Origin of the sequence: Streptococcus oralis subsp. dentisani (assembly GCF_002096615.1) — a bacterium.
Taxonomy (GTDB): domain Bacteria; phylum Bacillota; class Bacilli; order Lactobacillales; family Streptococcaceae; genus Streptococcus; species Streptococcus oralis_U.
This window is the reverse complement of sequence record NZ_NCUX01000032.1, coordinates 216,525-238,058: the sequence shown is the minus strand read 5'-3', so window position 1 is coordinate 238,058 and position 21,534 is coordinate 216,525. Positions and strand designations below refer to the sequence as shown.

The 21,534-nt window shown below is 42.5% G+C and carries 22 protein-coding genes; all 22 read left to right on the top strand.

Going from position 1 to position 21,534, the window contains the following annotated elements:
• The first annotated feature begins 146 nt into the window (after window positions 1-146).
• The 22 genes from mgtA to B7708_RS06225 all read left to right on the top strand — a co-directional run bounded on the left by mgtA (window position 147) and on the right by B7708_RS06225 (window position 21,506).
• Window positions 147-2,807: a magnesium-translocating P-type ATPase gene (gene mgtA, locus B7708_RS06320; protein WP_084974521.1), complete on the top strand. Its 2,661-nt coding sequence runs from the start codon at window positions 147-149 to the stop codon at window positions 2,805-2,807.
• Window positions 2,808-2,941: 134 nt separating this feature from the next.
• Complete coding sequence (spx, locus tag B7708_RS06315) at window positions 2,942-3,340, top strand: transcriptional regulator Spx (RefSeq protein WP_000591165.1); 399 nt, start codon at window positions 2,942-2,944, stop codon at window positions 3,338-3,340.
• Window positions 3,341-3,403: 63 nt separating this feature from the next.
• Window positions 3,404-3,973 carry an SP0191 family lipoprotein gene (locus B7708_RS06310; RefSeq protein ID WP_084974520.1) on the top strand — a complete coding sequence of 190 codons (570 nt, stop codon included), beginning with the start codon at window positions 3,404-3,406 and terminating at the stop codon, window positions 3,971-3,973.
• An 87-nt stretch (window positions 3,974-4,060) separates the two neighbouring features.
• Complete coding sequence (locus B7708_RS06305; RefSeq protein WP_000507060.1) at window positions 4,061-4,327, top strand: IreB family regulatory phosphoprotein; 267 nt, start codon at window positions 4,061-4,063, stop codon at window positions 4,325-4,327.
• 3 nt (window positions 4,328-4,330) lie between these two features.
• Window positions 4,331-4,750, top strand: a complete 420-nt coding sequence (ruvX, locus tag B7708_RS06300; RefSeq protein WP_002876031.1) for a Holliday junction resolvase RuvX — start codon at window positions 4,331-4,333, stop codon at window positions 4,748-4,750.
• Window positions 4,751-4,765: 15 nt separating this feature from the next.
• Complete coding sequence (locus B7708_RS06295; RefSeq protein WP_000017624.1) at window positions 4,766-5,071, top strand: DUF1292 domain-containing protein; 306 nt, start codon at window positions 4,766-4,768, stop codon at window positions 5,069-5,071.
• Between the two features lie 255 nt (window positions 5,072-5,326).
• The gene (locus tag B7708_RS06290) at window positions 5,327-6,577 is read left to right on the top strand and encodes a bifunctional folylpolyglutamate synthase/dihydrofolate synthase (RefSeq protein ID WP_084974518.1); all 1,251 of its coding nucleotides are present in this window, start codon (window positions 5,327-5,329) and stop codon (window positions 6,575-6,577) included.
• Window positions 6,578-6,667: 90 nt separating this feature from the next.
• Window positions 6,668-7,111 carry an SP_0198 family lipoprotein gene (locus tag B7708_RS06285; protein ID WP_084974516.1) on the top strand — a complete coding sequence of 148 codons (444 nt, stop codon included), beginning with the start codon at window positions 6,668-6,670 and terminating at the stop codon, window positions 7,109-7,111.
• Between the two features lie 184 nt (window positions 7,112-7,295).
• The gene (locus B7708_RS06280; protein WP_084974514.1) at window positions 7,296-8,447 is read left to right on the top strand and encodes an iron-containing alcohol dehydrogenase; all 1,152 of its coding nucleotides are present in this window, start codon (window positions 7,296-7,298) and stop codon (window positions 8,445-8,447) included.
• An 87-nt stretch (window positions 8,448-8,534) separates the two neighbouring features.
• Complete coding sequence (locus B7708_RS06275) at window positions 8,535-9,803, top strand: glycosyltransferase (RefSeq protein ID WP_084974774.1); 1,269 nt, start codon at window positions 8,535-8,537, stop codon at window positions 9,801-9,803.
• 3 nt (window positions 9,804-9,806) lie between these two features.
• A complete protein-coding gene (locus B7708_RS06270; protein WP_084974512.1) occupies window positions 9,807-10,787 on the top strand; it encodes an NAD-dependent epimerase/dehydratase family protein in 981 nt (326 codons plus the stop codon).
• Window positions 10,762-11,577 carry an MBL fold metallo-hydrolase gene (locus tag B7708_RS06265; protein ID WP_084974510.1) on the top strand — a complete coding sequence of 272 codons (816 nt, stop codon included), beginning with the start codon at window positions 10,762-10,764 and terminating at the stop codon, window positions 11,575-11,577. Before B7708_RS06270 ends, B7708_RS06265 begins: the two co-directional genes overlap by 26 nt.
• Window positions 11,555-12,817, top strand: coding sequence for a F390 synthetase-related protein (locus B7708_RS06260; protein ID WP_084974508.1), 1,263 nt, complete (start codon window positions 11,555-11,557; stop codon window positions 12,815-12,817). Before B7708_RS06265 ends, B7708_RS06260 begins: the two co-directional genes overlap by 23 nt.
• Before the next feature lie 14 nt (window positions 12,818-12,831).
• Window positions 12,832-13,776, top strand: a complete 945-nt coding sequence (locus B7708_RS06255) for a 3-oxoacyl-[acyl-carrier-protein] synthase III C-terminal domain-containing protein (protein WP_084974506.1) — start codon at window positions 12,832-12,834, stop codon at window positions 13,774-13,776.
• A gap of 134 nt (window positions 13,777-13,910) precedes the next feature.
• Window positions 13,911-15,443: a cardiolipin synthase gene (gene cls / locus B7708_RS06250; RefSeq protein ID WP_084974504.1), complete on the top strand. Its 1,533-nt coding sequence runs from the start codon at window positions 13,911-13,913 to the stop codon at window positions 15,441-15,443.
• A 74-nt stretch (window positions 15,444-15,517) separates the two neighbouring features.
• A complete protein-coding gene (locus B7708_RS09950; RefSeq protein WP_000934190.1) occupies window positions 15,518-15,661 on the top strand; it encodes a hypothetical protein in 144 nt (47 codons plus the stop codon).
• Window positions 15,662-15,697: 36 nt separating this feature from the next.
• Window positions 15,698-17,254 (top strand): damage-inducible protein CinA, encoded by a 1,557-nt coding sequence (locus B7708_RS06245; RefSeq protein WP_084974502.1) that lies wholly within the window; start codon window positions 15,698-15,700, stop codon window positions 17,252-17,254.
• A gap of 129 nt (window positions 17,255-17,383) precedes the next feature.
• Window positions 17,384-19,591 (top strand): anaerobic ribonucleoside-triphosphate reductase, encoded by a 2,208-nt coding sequence (gene nrdD, locus B7708_RS06240; RefSeq protein ID WP_084974772.1) that lies wholly within the window; start codon window positions 17,384-17,386, stop codon window positions 19,589-19,591.
• A gap of 11 nt (window positions 19,592-19,602) precedes the next feature.
• The gene (locus B7708_RS10145) at window positions 19,603-19,737 is read left to right on the top strand and encodes a hypothetical protein (RefSeq protein ID WP_142358277.1); all 135 of its coding nucleotides are present in this window, start codon (window positions 19,603-19,605) and stop codon (window positions 19,735-19,737) included.
• A 44-nt stretch (window positions 19,738-19,781) separates the two neighbouring features.
• A complete protein-coding gene (locus tag B7708_RS06235; protein ID WP_084974500.1) occupies window positions 19,782-20,282 on the top strand; it encodes a GNAT family N-acetyltransferase in 501 nt (166 codons plus the stop codon).
• A 4-nt stretch (window positions 20,283-20,286) separates the two neighbouring features.
• Window positions 20,287-20,883, top strand: coding sequence for an anaerobic ribonucleoside-triphosphate reductase activating protein (gene nrdG, locus B7708_RS06230; RefSeq protein ID WP_000220160.1), 597 nt, complete (start codon window positions 20,287-20,289; stop codon window positions 20,881-20,883).
• The gene (locus B7708_RS06225; RefSeq protein ID WP_000725977.1) at window positions 20,880-21,506 is read left to right on the top strand and encodes a uridine kinase family protein; all 627 of its coding nucleotides are present in this window, start codon (window positions 20,880-20,882) and stop codon (window positions 21,504-21,506) included. Before nrdG ends, B7708_RS06225 begins: the two co-directional genes overlap by 4 nt.
• Window positions 21,507-21,534: the final 28 nt, after the last annotated feature.

Genomic DNA, 21,534 nt, shown 5'->3' with positions numbered 1-21,534 from the left:
AACAAGGAAAGGAGACAGACGATGCAAATTGACGATCATCCAGAACCGCACATACACAGCCAATCGCTGATTTGTGTCGTTCTGCCCTTATAAAGTGATTGGTCTCTGTGTATGAAACACATCATTCATGCAGATAGGAGAAACCAATGAAAACTACAAAAGAAAGATTAGCAGCAGCTATTCACACACCTTTAAACGAAACTCTATCTTTTTATAAGACAAGTCTAACAGGCTTGACTGAGGAGCAGGTGGAGAAAAATCGTGACCTATATGGCGAAAACACAATCACCAAGGGTCAGGAAGACAGTATCTTCAAAAAAATTTACGAATCTATTATCAACCCATTTACAATCATCCTCCTGGTCATCGCTATGATTTCCATGGTGACCAATGTCTGGTTGGCGAAGCCTGGACAAGAAGATCCGACGACCTCTATCATCATCGTCGTTCTCGTTCTAATCTCTGGTGGCATACGCTTTGTCCAAGAATTGCGGAGTGACAAGGCTGCGACCAATCTATCAAAAATGATTGTGAATACAGCCACAGTTATTCGCGAAGGCCAGAGTTTAGAGGTCGCAATTGAAGATTTGGTTGTTGGAGATATAGTCAAATTAAGTGCTGGGGATATGATTCCAGCAGACCTCCTTTTGATTGAATCACGTGATTTCTTTGTTCAACAGTCTGGTTTGACAGGTGAAAGTGACTCGGTTGAAAAACTAGCCTTGTCAAAAATGAGTCAGTCAAATTTTGATAGTCTGCTAGAAGCAGAAGCGCTCGCTTTTATGGGAACCAATGTGATATCAGGAAGCGCCAAGGCTTTGATTCTAGCGGTCGGTGATGACACCATGATGGGAGAAATCGAGCAGACTCTCAATACCTATGACGAACCGACCTCTTTTGAACGGGAGATGAACAGCATCTCTTGGCTCTTGATCCGTTTGATGTTGGTCATGGTTCCCATCGTCTTTCTCTCCAATGGCTTGACGGATGGCGACTGGCTGGAAGCAGGTGTGTTTGCACTGAGTGTTGGTGTTGGATTGACACCTGAGATGCTTCCTATGATCATCACGGCCAGTTTAGCAAAAGGCTCCATTATCATGGCCAAGGAAAAAGTCGTCATCAAAAAACTCAATGCCATACAAGATCTAGGTGCTATTGATATCCTATGCACAGATAAAACCGGAACCCTTACCCAAGACGAAATTGTCCTGGAATATCCTTTGGATATACATGGAGATTTGGATTTATCTGTGTTGAGACGTGCCTATCTCAATTCCTATTTTCAAACCGGTTTGAAAAACTTGATGGACCGTGCCATTATCAGTAGAACTGAAAAAGAAGCTAAAGAACACGCTATTCTACAAAATTTGGATACTAGCTTCCAAAAAATAGATGAATTGCCCTTTGATTTTGAACGCAGACGGATGAGTGTCATCGTCAAGGATGAGAACGAAGTTGTTAGCTTGGTAACCAAGGGTGCTCTAGAGGAAATGCTTGCGATTTCAACCCATGTGGAATATCAAGGTCAGATTAGCCCTCTGACGGATGATATCCGAGTGGAAATCTTAAAAGAAGTAGATCAACTTAATCAACAGGGATTGCGAGTCTTGGGAGTCGCTTATAAAACAGGCCTAAAAGAAGGTTTTGCTTACTCCGTTGAAGATGAAAAAGAGATGATTCTAACAGGCTATCTTGCCTTTCTAGATCCACCAAAACCATCTGCAGCACCTGCTATCCAAGCTTTGTTGGATCATGGTGTTCAAACAAAGATTTTGACGGGAGACAATGAGAAGGTAACCCAAGCAGTATGCGAAAAAGTTGGTCTAGACGTTGATCAAATCTTGTTGGGTTCTGATATTGATGCCATGACGGACGAAGAGTTGGCCCAAGCAGTTGAGAAGGTGACTGTCTTTGCCAAACTCTCTCCTGATCAAAAAGCACGAATCATTTTACAAATCAAATCGAATGGACATTGTGTCGGCTATATGGGAGATGGAATCAATGATGCCCCTTCTATGAAAGTGGCAGATGTGGGGATTTCTGTTGATACAGCAGTAGATATTGCCAAAGAAACGGCTGATGTCATTTTGCTAGATAAGGATTTGATGGTGCTTGAAAAAGGGCTGGTTGAAGGACGGAAAGTCTATGCCAACATGACCAAATACATCAAGATGACGGTCAGCTCTAATTTCGGGAATATTCTGTCACTCTTAGTGTCTGGTATCTTTTTACCTTTCCTTCCTATGGCTCCGATTCACTTGATTGTGTTAAACCTAGTCTACGACCTTTCTTGCATTGCCTTGCCATTTGATAATGTGGATGAAGACTTCTTGAAGAAGCCTCATAAGTGGGAGGCTCAGTCCATTACTCGCTTTATGATTTGGATGGGTCCGATTTCTTCTGCCTTTGATATTTTGACCTTTATCTTGCTCTATTTTGTCATTGTCCCAATGGCGACAGGTCATGCTTATGTTCATGGAGCAGATTCTGCAAGGGGCTTTATCATCTTGTTCCAGACAGGTTGGTTCATTGAATCTATGTGGTCCCAAACCATGGTTATCCATATGCTTCGTTCAGCAAAACTGCCTTTCTTACAAAGCCGTCCATCATGGTTTGTTCTTGGAACAACTTTGCTAGCAGCTAGTTTTGTGACCTTCCTTCCCTACTCTGCAATTGCTAGCCTTCTTCATTTAACCCCTTTGGAACCAATTTATTTCCTCTTTTTGATTTTGATCATCGTTCTCTATATGATCAGTGTTACAGTAGTGAAACGAATGTACATCAAAAAATTTAAAAGTTGGCTATAAATTGATTTTGTCAAGAAAAAAGTACGAAAATCGCTAAAAAAGTTAAATTTTTTTAAAAATAGGTCGCAAGTCGGATGTTTTTTATGGTATAATAGACTAAACTGATAGTAACATGTAGCGAAAGGGGTAGGCACATGATTAAGATTTATACCGTCTCCAGTTGCACAAGCTGTAAGAAAGCGAAGACTTGGCTCAACGCACACCAGTTAAGTTATAAAGAACAAAACCTTGGTAAAGAAGGGATTACGAGAGAAGAACTACTTGATATTCTGACAAAGACAGATAATGGAATTGCCAGCATTGTATCATCAAAAAACCGCTATGCGAAAGCTTTAGGGGTTGACATCGAAGATTTGAGTGTCAATGAAGTACTCAACTTAATCATGGAAACACCACGGATCTTAAAAAGTCCTATTCTAGTTGACGAGAAGCGTTTGCAGGTCGGTTACAAAGAAGATGATATCCGTGCCTTTTTACCACGCTCTGTCCGTAATGTAGAAAATGCAGAAGCACGTTTGCGTGCAGCTCTATAAACATCGAGGCTGGGGTATCTCCTAGCCTTGTTCATTTTTTATCAAAAAATTATGTGAGGAATTATGAAAAAGATAGTAATTGGCGCAGCTACTCTCCTCCTGCTACTTGCAGGATGTGGCCAAAAGAAGGAAACGACATCCAGTTCAAAACATGAATCCGAAACGCTCCAGTCTACTCTGCCCGTTTTGGAAAATGCGGAAAAGAATACGGTTGTGACCAAGACTTTGATTTTCCCTGAGTCAGGAGATGGCGTCAAGCAAACGCAAACCATTACCTATAAAGGGAAACAATTTCTAAAATTGGTTATTCGGCAGATACGGCCCTTAAGTGAGGAATTGAAATCCTTTATCGCTGACCACGGTCTTGAAGAAACTCAAAAAGCTCTTTTAGAAGCAGAAGAAAAGGATGAAATGCTTCAGGAAGCGCGTAAATTGACAGGTTTTACACTTGAAACCAAACTGCTCAGTCAGACTGAAATCCAGACCACAACGACCTATGATTTACAAGTTTTGGATGTCAAAAAGGCGTCACAGACAGATTATTTGAAAAATCTTGGCTTAGAGACTCTTTTGAAAAATGAACCAAGCCAATATATCGCAGACAGAGTGGCAAATGGTGCGACAGAACAGTAAGAAAATCCAAATAAATGGATTGACTTAATTGTAGAACGTAAGGAAATATGCTATAATAGTACTATTCTAAGGAAAGAGGGTGTTAGAATGGGATTTACTGAAGAAACTGTACGTTTTAAATTGGATGATTCCAACAAGAAGGAAATCAGTGAAACGTTGACAGATGTCTATGCTTCTTTGAATGAAAAGGGTTATAATCCGATAAATCAAATCGTCGGTTATGTATTGAGTGGAGACCCTGCCTACGTTCCTCGTTACAATAATGCACGAAATCAAATTCGTAAGTATGAGCGTGATGAAATTGTTGAAGAATTGGTGCGCTATTACCTTAAAGGACAAGGAGTCGATCTATAATCTATGAGAATTATGGGATTGGACGTCGGTTCAAAAACAGTGGGTGTTGCGATTAGCGATCCACTAGGCTTCACCGCTCAAGGACTTGAAATCATCCAGATTAATGAGGATCAGGGCCAGTTTGGTTTTGACCGTATCAAGGAATTGGTTGACAGCTATAAGGTGGAGCGCTTTGTAGTAGGTCTGCCTAAAAATATGAACAATACCAGCGGTCCGCGAGTAGAAGCTAGTCAAGCCTATGGAGCAAAATTAGAGGAACTTTTTGGTTTACCAGTAGACTATCAAGATGAGCGTCTGACGACGGTCGCTGCGGAGCGTATGTTGATTGAACAAGCAGATATCAGTCGCAATAAGCGCAAGAAAGTTATCGATAAGTTGGCTGCTCAGCTAATTTTGCAAAATTATTTAGATAGAAAATTTTAAGACAGAGGAGAAACTATGTCACACGATCACAACCATGACCACGAAGAACGTGAATTGATTACACTAGTAGATGAGCAAGGAAATGAAACCTTGTTTGAAATTCTTTTGACCATCGACGGAAAAGAAGAATTTGGTAAAAACTATGTTCTTCTAGTGCCAGTTAACGCAGAAGAAGATGAAAACGGTGAAGTTGAAATCCAAGCTTACTCATTCATCGAAAATGAAGACGGAACAGAAGGCGAATTGCAACCAATCCCAGAAGACTCAGAAGACGAATGGAACATGATTGAAGAAGTCTTCAACAGCTTTATGGAGGAGTAAAAATGTTCAGTGAACATTTTTACCCTTACGCTAAAAATAAAGACCGTAAGTAAGTCTGGGAGACTGTATCAGCCCAACTCCTAAAAATTGGAAGAGTTGGAACATCCAGTGGATGTTTTTAGCCCACGTTGAAATTCATAGTAGCTAGTGATTAGCTAACCAGGTAAGAGGTTGGGATTTTTGTCCCGACCTCGCTTTTTATTTGCAATCATACTTTGATGCAGTAGTTGATTGTACTTTTGTAAGGAGACATGTATGTTTGAAGTAGAAGAATGGCTCCATAGTCGGATTGGTTTAAACTTTAGATCTGGACTTGGACGAATGCAACAAGCGGTGGATTTGCTGGGGAATCCTGAGAAGACTTATCCTATTATCCACGTAACAGGGACTAACGGTAAGGGGTCAACTATTGCCTTTATGAGGGAGTTGTTTGTTGCTCATGGTAAAAAAGTTGGTACTTTTACCTCTCCTCATATCATCAGTATCCATGATCGAATCTGTATCAATGGGCAAGCAATAGCTGATGCAGATTTTATCCGTTTGGCAGAACAAGTTAAGGAGATGGAAAAAACTCTTTTGGAAACTCATGACCAGTTGTCCTTTTTTGAGTTGTTGACCTTGATTGCTTTGATCTATTTTAAAGAGCAAAGAGTTGACCTAGTCCTGCTAGAAGTGGGGATAGGTGGTCTACTTGATACGACTAATGTCGTAACAGGAGAGATTGCCGTTATTACTTCCATTGGCCTAGATCATCAGGAGACCTTGGGCGATAGTCTAGAGGAAATAGCCGAGCAGAAAGCTGGTATTTTCAAGGCTGGCAAGAAGGCGGTCATTGCCAAGCTCGCTCCAGAAGCTAAACTTGTCTGTCAAAAAAGAGCAAGAGAGTTAGACGTAGACATTTATCAAACTGGGCAAGACTTCACTTTGAAAGCTGGGGATTTTTCAAGTAGCCTAGTAAGTTTTTCACAGCTTGAAATCAGTTTGGAAGGTGCTTATCAGCAAGAAAATGCCGCCTTGGCTTTACAAACTTTTCTTCTGTTTATGGCGTCAAGAGAGGAAGGTGTCGAAGAAGAGCTTGTCAGACAGGCATTGCAAGAGACTCACTGGGCCGGTCGATTGGAACGGGTTCGTCCGCAAATCTACCTAGATGGAGCTCACAATCTTCCAGCCTTAACCCGTCTGGTCGAGTTTATCCAAGGGAAAATCCAGCAAGGCTATCAAGTTCACATTCTTTTTGGGGCTCTTAAACGCAAGGATTATCAGGGGATGTTAGGCTATCTAACGGAGCAGTTGCCTCAGGTAAAACTTAAGGTAACGGGCTTTGACTACCAAGGCTCTCTGGATGAAAAGGATGTGGCGGGTTACGATTTGATTCCTTCCTATGGGGATTTTATCAGCGAATTTGAAGAAAGAGCCAATGACCAGGACCTGCTTTTCGTGACGGGTTCGCTCTACTTTATCTCGGAAGTACGAGAGAGTTTGGTTGGAAGTGATGGGATTAGTTGACCTTCTAGGATGAAGTTGCTATACTGGAGGTAGGAGGTATTTCTGGAAACGATTCCAGCAAAACATTGGCACAAAAGAAAGGAAATCGCTATGAAAACGAAAACATTCACACTTTCTATTGCTTCCCTAGCAATTCTTAGTCTTTTAGCAGCTTGTGGATCTAAGACACAAGCACCTGCTCAGCAACCAACCACTCAACAAGAATCATCTTCTAGTTCCGCAACAAGTACTAGTCAACCACAAGCCTCCTCAAGTCAGGACACTACTGTAGCTCAACCTACGAACATCGATGGTACCTATACTGGAAAAGATGAGAATGACCAGATTACTCTTGTTGTAACAGGAAAGACTGGTACATGGACTGAGGTCGAGCCAGATGGAGATAAGGAAATCAAGCAAGTTAGCTTTGAGCCAGAAAGTCAACGTGTCATTATCGGTGATGATGTCAAGATTTACGCAGTTAATGGTAATCAATTGATTATCGACGATATGGACCGAGAGGCATCTGACCGAGTGGTATTAACTAAGCAATAATGATTAAGTAAAAGTTCCAGTGAGATGAAATCCATCTTTTTGGAGCTTTTTTCGTGAAAAAGGAGCTGGCTGTTCTTTACTAACTTTTTACTTAAAACGCTTACAAATATTTGTAAAACTTCTTATAAGGTCGTATACTTATGGTAAATAATCAAATAGCGCAGAGGCGCAGGAGGAAAAGCATATGGCTACATTTTACGTTCCATCAGTTAACCTTATCGGTAAAGGTGTTGTAAATGAAGTAGGTCCGTATATCAAGGAATTGGGGTATAAGAAGGCCCTTTTGGTGACAGATAAGTTCATCAAAGGCAGTGATATTTTACCTAAGGTCCTAAAACCACTAGATGCTGAAGGGATCGAATATGTGATCTTTAGCGATGTGGAGCCAAATCCGACTTGCAAGAATGTCACAGATGGAGTTGCTGCTTTGGAAGAGCATGGATGTGACTTTATCATTAGTCTTGGTGGTGGGTCTCCACAGGATGCGGCTAGTTGTATCTCTATCATCGCTACAAATGGTGGAAAACCACAGGACTACGAAGGTCTCCACAAGTCTGCTAAAAAAGGCTTGCCAGTGGTTGCGATCAATACAACAGCTGGAACTTCTGCAGAAATTACCATTAACTATGTTATTACTGACGAAGAACGCAAGGTCAAGATGGTAATGGTTGATAAGAACAGCCTCGCCCTCATCTCTGTCAATGATCCAGAACTCATGCTTTCAAAACCGAAAGGATTGACAGCGGCGACAGGTATGGATGCTCTTACTCACGCTGTCGAAGCCTTGGTAACACCAGGTGCTTATAATGTGACCAAGAAACTCTCTATCGGAGCGATTGAACTCATCAAAGAGTATCTTCCTCGTGCTGTGGCAAATGGTCAAGATATTGAAGCGCGTGAGGCGATGGTCAATGCCATCTTCCTCGGTGGCATGAGCTTTAACAATGCTGGTTTGGGCTATGTTCATTCCATGGCTCACCAACTCGGTGCGGTATATAACTTGCCGCATGGTGTCTGCTGTGCCATGCTTCTTCCAGTTGTAGAACGTGAAAATGCCAAACGTGTACCAGAAGCTTTCCGCAATGTAGCCAAGGCTTTGGGTCTCCATGTGGAAGGGAAAACAGACCAAGAATGTGCTGACTATGCTATTGCTGAAATTGAAAAACTATCTGAAACCGTTGGTATTCCTAAGAAACTCACTGAACTCGGTATCCAAGAAAAAGACTTTGACTTTGACTACCTTTCTAAGAATGCCTTGATTGATGCCTGTGCATCTGGAAATCCATTTATGCCAACCTTGGAAGAAACTATAGCTCTCTACAAAGAACTCTTCTGATTCATAAAGTGAAAAAGAAGCTAAATAATGCTGGAAAGAACTATCATTTTGGTAGTTCTTTTTTTAAAAATTTGCTATTCTAGACATATGAGAAAAATCAAAATTGATGTGGTTGTAGTGCCCTTAAGTGGGCATCTCTTCCCGACCCTGAATCTGCTCGCACCCTTGTTGAAGGCTCCCTTGTATGAGATTCGATTATTTACAGGACCGCAACGAAAAGCGGTCGCAGAGGAGATGGGATTTCAGGTGCTTCCCATTTTAGAAAATTCTGTAGATGAGTTTGAACGTGTAGCCAACAATGAAGGGCAATTAAACCTTATTTCTGCTTATCGACAGTTGTCAGCTAGTCTTGATTTGATCAATGTGGTGTCTGACCAACTAGTGCAAGAGTGGCAGGAAAATCGACCTGATATTGTGATTGCGGATTTTATAACCCTCTCTGGAGGACTTGTAGCGGAACAGTTGAATATTCCCTGGATTACCACTATGGCGACACAGTTTGCCATTGAAACAACAGATGGACCGCCTTGTTTCTTTGGAGGAATGGGCAGTCCAAAGAATCCTTTTCAGTCTACTCAGCAATGGCTAGGAAGAAAAGTGACTCGTTTAGGGAAACGAATCGTAACCTTTTTATTGAGAGAACGCTTGAAACGTTACGATTTTAAGCTTTACAATCAGAAAGGTCAGGAGACCATCTATTCACCCTATTCCATCTTGGGAATTGGGATGAAAGAGTTGGAGCTGAAAAGTGGTTTTCCAGATCACTACCTTTGGGTGGGACCTTTTGGCTCTTCGATTGAGAGGGCAGAAAATTATCCCCTCGATTTGTCTCCTTATGCAGGTTATAAGAAGGTCCTCGTATCTTGTGGGACTCAGCTAGCATGGGCTAAAGACAATCTCCTCTATCAGACACAACAATTGGCAGAAGCACATCCGGACTGTCACTTCTTTGTGACTCTGGGGTTTGGCGGACAAGACTTCCAATGTGAAGAGCTCATGGACAATGTTTCTGTGGTATCCTATCTTCCCTATAAGGAGTACATTCCTCAGATGGATTATGTGATTCATCATGGTGGTGCAGGTATTTTTTACCAGTGTATCATCTATGGTAAGCCTGCCTTGATTCTCCCCCATGACTATGATCAGTATGACTATGCAGTTCGTGGATTAGAGGCAGGGATTGCCCTGACTGCTAAACGGGAGGATACGGAAGCGATTGGACGTGCCTTTGATGAGTTGTTGGCTAGAGATGACTGGGCATACTTGAACAAACTTAGTCGTGCAGCTCAAATCTATCAGCCAACAGAGATTCTGAAGAGCGAAATACATCGGCTCTTAGGGGACAAGGAGAAGTAAAAAATGAAGAAAGTATTGGTGACAGGTGCTACGGGCTTTCTAGGCAAGTATGTTGTTGAAGAGCTCAGTCAGCAGGGCTATCAGGTACGTGCTTTTGGACGCAATCGCAAGGTGGGGCAGTCTTTAGAGAACTCCTCTGTGGCATTTTTTCAGGGAGATTTGACCAAGCAAGAGGACTTGGCTCGGGCTTGTCAGGGGATGGACATGGTTGTGCATGCGGGTGCTCTTTCTACCGTTTGGGGACCTTGGGAGGACTTCTACCAGACAAATGTCTTGGGAACCAAGTATGTTCTGGATGCTTGTCGGGAGGCGGGAATTCAGCGTTTGGTTTATGTGTCCTCGCCTAGCATCTATGCTGCGCCTCGAGATCAGCTAGCTATCAAAGAAAGTGCTGCGCCTCAGGAAAATAATCTGAACAACTACATTCGCAGTAAGCTGGCTTCGGAGAAGCTGTTTAAGGATTATCCCGATGTTCCGAGTATTATCTTACGACCTCGTGGGCTTTTTGGGATTGGGGATACCAGTATTTTGCCTCGAGTTCTCAAACTCAGTCAGAAGATTGGCATTCCCATGATAGGGGATGGTCGTCAGCTTATGGATATGACCTGTGTGGAAAATGTCGCTCTGGCAATTCGCTTGGCACTAGAGGCCCCTCAAGCTAGTGGCGAAGTTTATAATATTACCAATGGGGAACCGAGAGCCTTTAAGGATTTGATTGAAGAAACCTTGAGAGGGTTGGGCTATCCAATAACATACAGAAAAGTGCCAGCTCCTCTTCTTTCAGTTGTTGCTAGTAGTTTAGAGTTTCTGTATAAGGTCTTGAAACTCAAAGGTGAACCGCCTCTGACACGCTATACCTATTATCTGCTCCGTTATAGTCAGACGCTGGACATCAGTAAGGCGGAGCGAGATTTGGGGTATCGCCCTCAAATCAGTATTTCAGAAGGGATTGAACAATATGTCCAAGATTATCGAAAGCATTGATTATTTCCCAGCAGGCTACTGTACCAGCTACACAGGTTTGCTATTTAAGGGAGTCAAGAATCAAAAGATGACCTTCCCAGCAGGTGTTTTTCTTATCAAACACAGGGACAAGGGCTATCTCCTCTATGACACAGGCTATCATTACGATATTAAGACCCGGCTTCGCTATGGTTTCTATCGGCTAGGAACGCCCATTCAAATGACGGAGAAGGACCAAATTTCACGTTTGCTGGAAGCTAAGGGGATCAAGCCAGAAGAAATAAATTATGTCATCCTATCTCATCTACATCCAGATCATCTGGGAGGAGCTAGCTTCTTTCCTCATGCAACCTTTATCCTGACTAAAGAAGTATATGAAGTCTACCAAAAACCCAAGTTGAAAGACTTGATTTTCAAGGAGTTTTTACCAACTTCTTTTGAAAAAAATCTAACTATTATCAGAGCTGACCAGCAAGATTCAACTTTTCCCTATCGTCCGATTTGTGATCTTTTCGGAGATGGCAGTATCCTAGTTGCTTCAGTTGACGGGCATGCTAGGGGGCAAGCCTGTCTACATTTTCCAGACCTTAATCTCCTCATTGCAGCAGACCTCTGTTGGGGGATTGACCTCTTACCTTATACCAAGCAGATGCACTTGATTCCTTCCTTGGTTCAAGATAATAAGGCCGACTATATCAGGGGGACAGAGTTTCTGGAGAAAGTTTTAAAGGCCGGTATCGAGGTAGTTGTTAGCCATGATCCTGTAGAAAGGATAGAGTCAATCTTACATGAAAAAAATAACCTTTCTTAAAACCTTTATCCAAACTCGATGGCTTCATCATTTCAAATCTCGAGAAGCTTTAGAAAACTATCAGAAAAAGCAATTAACCAACTATATGGACTTTTTAAAGCGAGAGTCTCCTTACTTTAAAAATGGGGTTCCTAGCGACTTTGACCATATGGACAAGGCTTTTATGATGGAACATTTCAATGAGCTCAACACCCAAGGAGTGGATCGTGATGAAGCCTTGAGCTTGGCTATTGAAAGTGAGAAGACCCGTGACTTCACTGAACTTAAAGGGGAAGTGGCCGTCGGTCTGTCTTCAGGGACGTCTGGACATCGGGGGCTCTTTATCACAACAGAGAAAGAGCGAAGTATGTGGGCTGCGGCTATCTTGGCAAAGATGTTGCCAAAGGGGCAGCTTTTTGGACACCGCATCGCCTTTTTCCTGAGAGCTGATAATGAACTCTATCAGACCATCAATACAGCGCTCATTCGTCTAGAGTATTTTGATATTTTCAAACATACAGATGAGCATATAGAGCGACTCAACAACTATCAACCAACGATTATTGTGGCGCCAGCCTCGATGTTGCTTGAATTGAGCAAGCGTCTCAAGGATGGAGAGCTAGCTATTCACCCACAAAAAATCGTTTCGGTGGCAGAAATCTTGGAAGATAGTGATAGGGGACGGATCGCAGAAGCCTTTTCACTATCCATCATTGACCAAGTTTATCAGGCGACAGAAGGTTTCCTAGCCTGCACTTGCTCAACTGGCAATCTACATCTCAACGAAGACATTATCTTTGTGGAAAAGCAGTATCTAGATGACCGCCGTTTTTATCCAGTGATTACGGACTTTAAGCGAAGTAGTCAGCCTGTTTATCGCTACCAGCTCAATGATATCTTGGTTGAAAATCCGGAGCCTTGTCCCTGTGGCTCCTACTATACACGGATTGACAAGGTCGAAGGACGTTCTGATGATATCTTCTACTTTGAAGGGCAGAATGGGGGGCAGGTAACGATTTATCCAGACTTTATCAGACGTTGCATCCTCTTTGTGGAGAATGTAGGAGATTACCAAGTCAAGCAACATTCCGAGAAGTTAGTGGAAGTTTGTCTAAGCCGACGAGATGAGGATTTAGAGGCAGCTATTCTAGCTCAGTTCCAACTCTTGGCCCAGCAAAAAGAGTTCATAGTTCCTCAAATCCAATTTTCAGATTATCACTGGGATACTAGCCGTAAACTCAAACGTATCCAACGTTTATGAAAGGAAGAAAGACAATGACAGAAGTAAAAAGACATGTAGAAATCGCAGGTTATGGCATTTGCCTTCCAAAGCATACAGTTCAATTTAAAGACCAGACCCGTTATCGTGTAGTTGAAAATGAAGAAACGCAACTCGACTTGGCAGAGGGAGCTATCCAGCGTGCACTTGAACATGCAAATTTGAATATTAAAGATATCGATTGCCTTGTATCAGCTAGTGCAGTTGGTGTTCAGCCTATTCCTTGTACGGCTGCCTTGATTCATGAGCGCGTGGCAAAAGGACTCTCAATTCCAGCAATGGACATCAATACGACCTGTACCAGCTTTATTTCTGCTCTATCGACTATGTCCCACTTGATTGAGGCGGGCGAATACAATCGTGTCTTGATTGTGTCTAGTGAGGTTGGAAGTTTAGGGCTCAATCCTAAGCAAAAAGAAAGTTTTGAACTTTTTAGTGACGGGGCAGCAGCCTTTATTTTCCAAAAAAGTCATCAGGAAAAAGGGGTCATTGCTAGTCTCCAACGTACTTGGTCAGAAGGGGCTCACGATACGGAGATTCGTGGAGGTCTGACTTCTTTTCAACCAAAAGAGTACTCTGAAGCGACGAAGACCAACTATATGTTTGACATGAAGGGGAAGAAAATCCTCCTCTTGTCTGCTCGTAAAATCCCAGTCATGTTTGAAGAGTTTCAAGAAAAAACACAGCTAGCCTTGGCAGACGTGGACTATATCATTCCTCATCAAGCAAGTCGTGCTCTTCCTTTGGTCATGGAAAAACTAGGTGTGGCCGAGGATCAGTACCTCAATCTCGTCACTGACTATGGAAATATGGTGTCAGTCTCTGTACCGTTTGGCCTGGCTTATTCTTTGGAGCATGGACTTATCAAAGAGGGAGATGTCGTCTACCTTATGGGGACTGCAGCTGGTATGACGGTCAATATGTTGGCTCTGAAATTGTAACAATTACCTAAACGCGGAACGACTGGAACTTGAGTAAAGGTAAACGGTTGCCATCTACCCCTGAACTGAGGTATACTAGTAGAAATATTAGTTTAGCAAGCAATTAGGGAGATGTTAGAAAAGGAAGGGGATGTATGACAGCTAGAAAAATGCAGCTACTCATGTCTAAGTATGGTTTTAGTATTGCCATCATGTTGGCAGAGTTGTTTATCGTCTTTGGTTTATTTATCTATCTAGGCCAGATGGCCCCGATTCTCTGGATTATCCTTGTCATTTTAGTAAGCTTAGCGACCATTGTATCAATTGTCAATCGGTCCATGAATCCGGAAAGTAAGGTAACATGGTTGTTAGTAGCCTTTGTGCCAGTATTTGGTCCCTTGCTCTATATCATGTTTGGAGAACGCCGTTTATCGAAAAAAGAAATGAAGCAGCTAAAGCAGCTCCAATCAATGGTTGACCGAGAGGACAATAGCAGAGCCCTCCGTTTGGAGTTAAAGGAAGAGGATAAGTCGGCTTACGGAGTCATCAAATCTCTCCTTAGCATGGATACGAATGCGGATGTCTATAATCGAACGGATACCCATTTTTTCCCTTCAGGGGAAAGAATGTGGCGCCAGATGCTAGAGGATCTCAAAAAAGCCGAGAAATTTATCTTTCTCGAATACTATATCATCGAAGAAGGTTTGATGTGGAATAGTATTTTGAAAATTTTGGAAGAAAAGGCAGCTCAAGGAATAGAAGTGAAGCTCCTCTATGATGATATTGGTTGTATGGCAACCTTGCCTGGAGATTACACCATCCAGCTTCGTGGTCTAGGGATTGAAGCCCACAAATTTAATAAGGTGATTCCGCGCTTGACCGTTGCTTATAACAACCGTGACCACCGTAAAATAATGATCATTGATGGGCAGATCGCCTATACAGGTGGTGTTAATCTGGCAGATGAGTATATCAACCATATCGAACGCTTTGGCTATTGGAAGGATAGCGGTATTCGACTAGATGGACCGGCTGTTAAGGCTTTTACTAGACTCTTCTTATCCACTTGGTATATCAATCGTGGGGAAATTAGCGATTTTGACCAATACCATCTCGAAAATCAACCTAGAGATGGGATGGGGCTTTGTATCCCTTACAGTAGTGGGCCAAAACCCATCTACCGAGCTCAGGTAGGAAAAACGGTCTACCAAAATCTTATCAATCAAGCTACAGATTACGTCTATATCACGACTCCTTATCTGATCGCTGACTATGATCTAACCGAGAGTATCAAAAATGCAGCTCTGAGAGGAGTAGATGTACGAATTGTGACGCCATGTATCCCAGATAAGGAGATTATCCAATTGGTTACTCGCGGAGCCTACCCTGACTTGCTATCTGCTGGAGTTCGCATTTACGAGTACAGTCCAGGATTTCTTCATAGCAAGCAAATGCTTGTAGATGGAGAGGTGGCTACTGTGGGAACCATCAATTTTGACTATCGGAGTTTGCTTCACCACTATGAAAATGCCGTCTTGCTTTATAGAACGCAGTCTATCATCGATATTGAGAGGGACTTCAAAGAGATTTTTAAAGTTTCTCAAGAAATCTATCCTCACACCATCAAAACAAGCTGGTATCAAAGCCTGATCAAGGAAATTGTCCAGTTGTTTGCGCCCATGCTCTAACTATCCACCAAGATCTAGCCCAAGGCTGGATCTTATTTTTGTCTTTTTGCGAATAGATAAGCAGGAGGATGAAAATGCTAAATCAAAAAGAATATGATTTTATCCTAGAGTTTCAAACAAGCAGTTTACACCGTTTTCGAGAGATTGAACGCTATGCTGAGCTAGATAAGAAGTTAAGGAAATATCAATCCTTAGCTGACATTCCTGTAAGATTTTGATATACTAAAACAGATAAACTTACTAGGAGAAATTGAATGAACGTATACGAGGAAAAAGACGAACAGCTAGAAGAATTTCGATACCAATATCGGGAACGGCTGGATCAAGAGTCTGAATTTGGACTGGAGCGAGGCAAGAAGAAACGAACTCCACTTCCGTTTTTTAGTGTGGCAATTTGGAGTCTGGCTGCTACAGCTGTTTCTGTAATGTTGCCTCTGATCTTTGGTTTGGTGAGCCCCCAACAGATGCAAGATCTTTATACTGGTTGGGCGCTACATCAGAGTGGGCAGATTTACACGGATTATTATGGTTCAAATGGACTGCTTTATTACGTACTAATCTATCTCTCTCAAGGGAGTATTCTTTTTGCTTTGGTGGAGTGGTTGGCCTTGTTCGGGGCTGGTGTTTTTCTATTTAAATCCGCAGATACCTTGACAGGTCAGGGAGAGCAGGCTAGACAGCTTTTGTTGGTTTTCTATCTGCTTGTGGGCAGTCTGGGATTTGGTGGTAGCTATGCAGTGGCTGTGGCCTTGCCTTTTCTATTTTATAGTTTTAGCCTAGTGGCTGACTATCTGGATGATCCAAGTAACGATAAAGGTTTCTTGCGAGTTGGGATGAGTTTAGCATTAGCTTTCTTTCTATCACCTATTCCCACAGCTTTGTTTGCAGCCACACTTGCCTTGAGTTTGTTTGGATTTAATATTGCCAAGCGTAAATTTGCTCATGGTTTGTATCAATTTTTCGCATCAGCTCTAGGATTTTCTATCCTTTTTTATCCAATTGGCTATTATACAGTCTTAACAGGAACTTTTGGTGATGCGATTAGCCATACTTTGTATCCAATAGATACGCTAAATCTATTTTCAAATGCTAATCTTATGGAGAATGCTGCTTTCTATGGTTTGCTATCCATCGGTATTGGGATTCTGACATTGATCTTTTCAGGATTGTTTCAATCTAAACCAGCCAAACAATCTGCTGTCTCAATAGGCGCTATTTTAGGTTTACTGGTAACTCTTGCTTTATTAATTCTTTCAAAGGAACCTTTGCATGGCTCACGTTTGGCAGCAATTTTGCCCTTTCTGACATTGTTATTGTTAACCAACATCAAAGAAGGAAGCCCTGATCGTATCAGTCGTAGTAGACGAAGAGTTCGCTCTTCATCACTCTTTGGTCGCTACCTCAAGGGAAATTTCTATCTACCATTAGTTGCGATAGTCTATTTACTTTTCCTACCTGTTTTGAGTCGCTACCTTTCGCACCCAGCGACTTATCAGGAGAGAGACCGTCTTGCTAGCGTGGTCAAACAACAAACGAGTTCTGAGGATCGTGTCTATGCTTGGGATGATCGTCCTGATTTCTACCGTGCAAGTGAACGCTTGGCGCCGACTTCTCTATCAACTCCAACACTTTATACTGCAAGCGATGAAAATAAAACCAAACTGATGAATGACCTGAAAGAGAATCAACCGAAGATGATTGTGGTCAATCAAAAAGTTGCCTTGTGGTCAGATGTAGAGAGCTGGATCAGTGAAAACTATGAGCTTGTTCAGACAGATACTAGCGAGTTCAAACTATATAAATCAAAATAACAAAAAATCAATATCTTGTGGAATTTTAAAATTTTTAGGATTTTTAACACAAGATATTGATTTTTATTTTTAGAGTGGTATAATACTGAATATAAACAATTCAACAATATTTTAGAAAAGAGCATGGATATGATTGTATTAGAAGAAAAGCTTGCAACCGTTCCCACCTTGTTCGTTGAAAAACGAGATGGTAGACGTGTGGTGTTTGATGTAGACAAGATTGACAAGGCTCTCCACAAGGCGGCGGAAAAGGTTATGGACGTTACGCCTCTAGTAGAAAAACGCCTAAATGGTCTAGTTGAAAGAATCGTGACGGAAATTCACAGCCGCTTCCCTCAAGGTGTCAAGATTTACGAAATTCAAAATGTCGTAGAACATGAACTCCTTGAAGCCAAAGAGTATGCGCTGGCTGAGGAGTATATCACTTATCGGACACAAAGGGATTTTGAGCGCTCAAAAGCGACAGATATAAACTTTAGTATCCATAAACTTCTCAATAAAGATCAAGCAGTTGTTAATGAAAATGCTAATAAAGACAGCGATGTCTTCAACACCCAACGTGATTTGACAGCAGGGATTGTTGGGAAATCAATCGGGCTACAAATGCTTCCTAAGCACGTAGCTAATGCTCACCAAAAAGGGGATATCCACTATCATGACTTGGACTACAGCCCCTACACTCCGATGACCAACTGCTGTTTGATTGATTTTAAAGGCATGCTGGAAAATGGTTTTAAGATTGGAAATGCAGAGGTAGAGAGTCCCAAGTCTATCCAGACTGCGACAGCTCAAATTTCACAAATCATCGCCAATGTTGCTTCTAGCCAGTACGGGGGTTGCTCAGCTGACCGTATCGATGAAGTCTTGGCTCCGTATGCGGAGAAGAATTACCAAAAACACCTCAAAGATGCGGAAGAGTGGGTCCTGCCTGATAAACGGGAAGATTATGCTTGGAAGAAAACGCAAAAGGACATCTACGATGCCATGCAATCTCTCGAGTATGAAATCAACACCCTCTTCACTTCAAATGGCCAAACACCTTTTACTTCGCTAGGTTTTGGTCTGGGAACCAATCGTTTTGAGCGTGAAATTCAAAAAGCTATTTTGACCATTCGTATCAAGGGTCTGGGTTCAGAACATCGAACAGCCATCTTCCCTAAACTCATCTTTACGCTAAAAAGAGGACTCAACTTAGAGAAAGGTTCACCTAACTACGACATCAAACAGTTGGCTCTTGAGTGTGCAACCAAGCGGATGTACCCAGATGTCTTGTCCTATGATAAGATTATCGAGCTGACAGGCTCCTTCAAGGTTCCTATGGGATGCCGTTCTTTCCTTCAAGGCTGGAAAGATGAAAATGGTGTTGAGGTCAATTCAGGTCGTATGAATCTAGGTGTTGTGACAGTCAATCTGCCTCGTATCGCTCTCGAGTCCGATGGTGACTTGAACAAGTTCTGGGAAATCTTCAACGAGCGAATGAACATCGCGGAGGATGCTCTGGTTTATCGTGTCGAACGAACCAAGGAAGCAACACCAGCAAATGCCCCTATCCTTTATCAGTATGGAGCCTTCGGCCGCCGTCTCGGAAAAGAAGAAAGTGTAGACCAACTCTTTAAGAATCGCCGTGCAACTATTTCTCTAGGCTATATCGGTTTGTATGAAGTGGCGACGGTCTTCTTTGGTAATAGCTGGGAAAGCAATCCTGAAGCCAAGGAATTCACGCTTGACATCATTCGTGATATGAAACGACGTGTAGAAGAGTGGTCAGATCAATATGATTACCATTTCTCTATCTACTCAACACCATCCGAAAGTTTGACGGACCGTTTTTGTCGTTTGGATACAGAGAAGTTCGGCTCTATTCCTGACATCACGGATAAGGAATACTACACCAACTCGTTCCACTACGATGTCCGGAAAAATCCAACACCGTTTGAAAAATTAGACTTTGAGAAAGTTTATCCAGAAGCAGGTGCGTCAGGTGGTTTCATCCATTATTGTGAGTATCCAGTTCTTCAACAAAATCCTAAAGCCTTGGAAGCTGTTTGGGACTATGCCTATGACCGTGTCGGTTATCTAGGGACCAATACTCCGATTGATCGTTGCTACAAGTGCGACTTTGAAGGGGATTTTGAACCAACTGAGAGAGGATTTGCTTGTCCCAACTGTGGCAATAGCGACCCTAAAACAGTAGATGTGGTCAAACGTACGTGTGGTTATCTGGGAAATCCTCAAGCACGTCCGATGGTTAACGGACGCCACAAGGAAATCGCTGCGCGTGTCAAACACATGAACGGTTCAACTATTAAAACAGCAGGACATGAAGTAACAAATTAGAAGGAAATGGAATGGGGAAATACCAATTAGACGATAAGGGACGCGCACAAGTGACCCGTTATCACGAGAAACACTCGAAAGGTGGAACAGGTAAAAAAGAACGCTTGCTCAACCTCAGAGAACAGTTTTTAAACAAGAAAAAATAAAAGTGAGAGTCTGCTCTCACTTTTCTCTTAGGTGGGAGGGGAATATGGAACTACGCAGACCGATATTGGCAGATAAAGAAACAGTTTTAGAGATGATGGCAGAGTTTGAACAGACTCAATCAGCCCACGATGGTGGGTTTTGGAACGCCAACAATTTTGTTTATGAAGAGTGGCTAGAAGAAAATCTTCAAGCGGAAGCGGGACTCAATATTCCTGAAAACTGGGTTCCTGCTATCCAGCTGGTTAGTTTTGACGTAGCAGGCCAGGCTCTTGGCTTTCTCAACCTTCGTCTCCGATTAAATGACTACTTACTAGAAAATGGGGGCCATATTGGCTACTCCATTCGTCCATCTGAAAGAGGCAAAGGTTATGCCAAAGAAGCCCTCAGACAAGGTCTGCAATTTGGCAAGGAAAAGAACATCAAAAAAGCACTTGTGACCTGTAGTACGGAAAATCCTGCTAGTAGGGCGGTGATTGTTGCAAATGGCGGACTCTTTGAGGATATTCGCAATAGCGTAGAACGTTACTGGATAGATTTGGAGTAGAAGGATGACATGGAATACACCAAAACCAGGTGAATGGAAAAGTGAGGAGCTTAGTAAAGGGCGAATCATTGATTACAAGGCTTTTAACTTTGTCGATGGAGAAGGTGTGCGAAACTCTCTCTATGTATCAGGTTGCATGTTTCACTGCGAGGGGTGCTATAATGTTGCGACTTGGTCTTTCAACGCAGGCATTCCCTATACGGCAGAATTAGAAGAACAAATCATGGTAGACCTTGCCCAGCCCTATGTTCAAGGCTTGACCTTACTGGGGGGAGAACCTTTTCTTAATACAGGTATCCTCTTACCTCTCGTTAAGCGCATTCGAAAGGAATTGCCAGACAAAGACATCTGGTCCTGGACGGGCTACACTTGGGAAGAAATGATGCTGGAGACTCCAGACAAATTGGAACTCTTGTCGCTGATTGACATCCTTGTCGATGGACGGTATGATAAAAGCAAGCGCAATCTTATGCTCCAGTTCCGAGGTTCCTCTAATCAACGTATCATTGATGTGCAAAAATCCCTCAAAAGTGGGCAAGTGGTGATTTGGGACAAGCTTAATGACGGAAAAGAAAGCTATGAGCAGGTGAAGAGAGAATGAAGAAAAAAGACCTGATAGAACAACTGGTTTCAGAGATCGAAACGGGAAGAGTTAGGACGCTAGGGATCTACGGTCATGGGGCTTCAGGCAAGTCAAGCTTCGCTCAGGAATTACATCAAGCCCTAGATTCTACTACAGTAAATTTACTAGAAACAGATCCCTATATCACCTCAGAACGTCACCTGGTAGTACCAAAGCAAGCGCCAGATCAAAAGGTGACAGCTTGTCTCCCAGTGGCGCATGAACTGGCAAGTTTACAGAGAGATATTCTCGCCTTGCAGGCAGGTATGGATGTCTTAACAATCGATGAACCGTGGAAGGCTAGCGAGGTCTTGTCTGGAGCCAAGCCGATTCTGATTGTTGAAGGGATGTCTGTGGGATTTCTACCCAAGGAACTCTTTGACAAAACTATCTGTTTCTACACGGATGAGGAGACCGAATTAAAGAGGCGCTTAGCTCGAGATACGACTATGAGAAATCGGGATGCATCTTTTGTATTGGCTAGCCATCAGATGAGACGGGAGCAGTATCTGCGATACTATAGAGAAACCGAGTCAAGGGCGGACATTCTAGTGGATCAATCAGACGATACATTCAAGGTTAAAATGACACACATTATATAGAAGAAAAGATTGATTTTTATAGATGTAA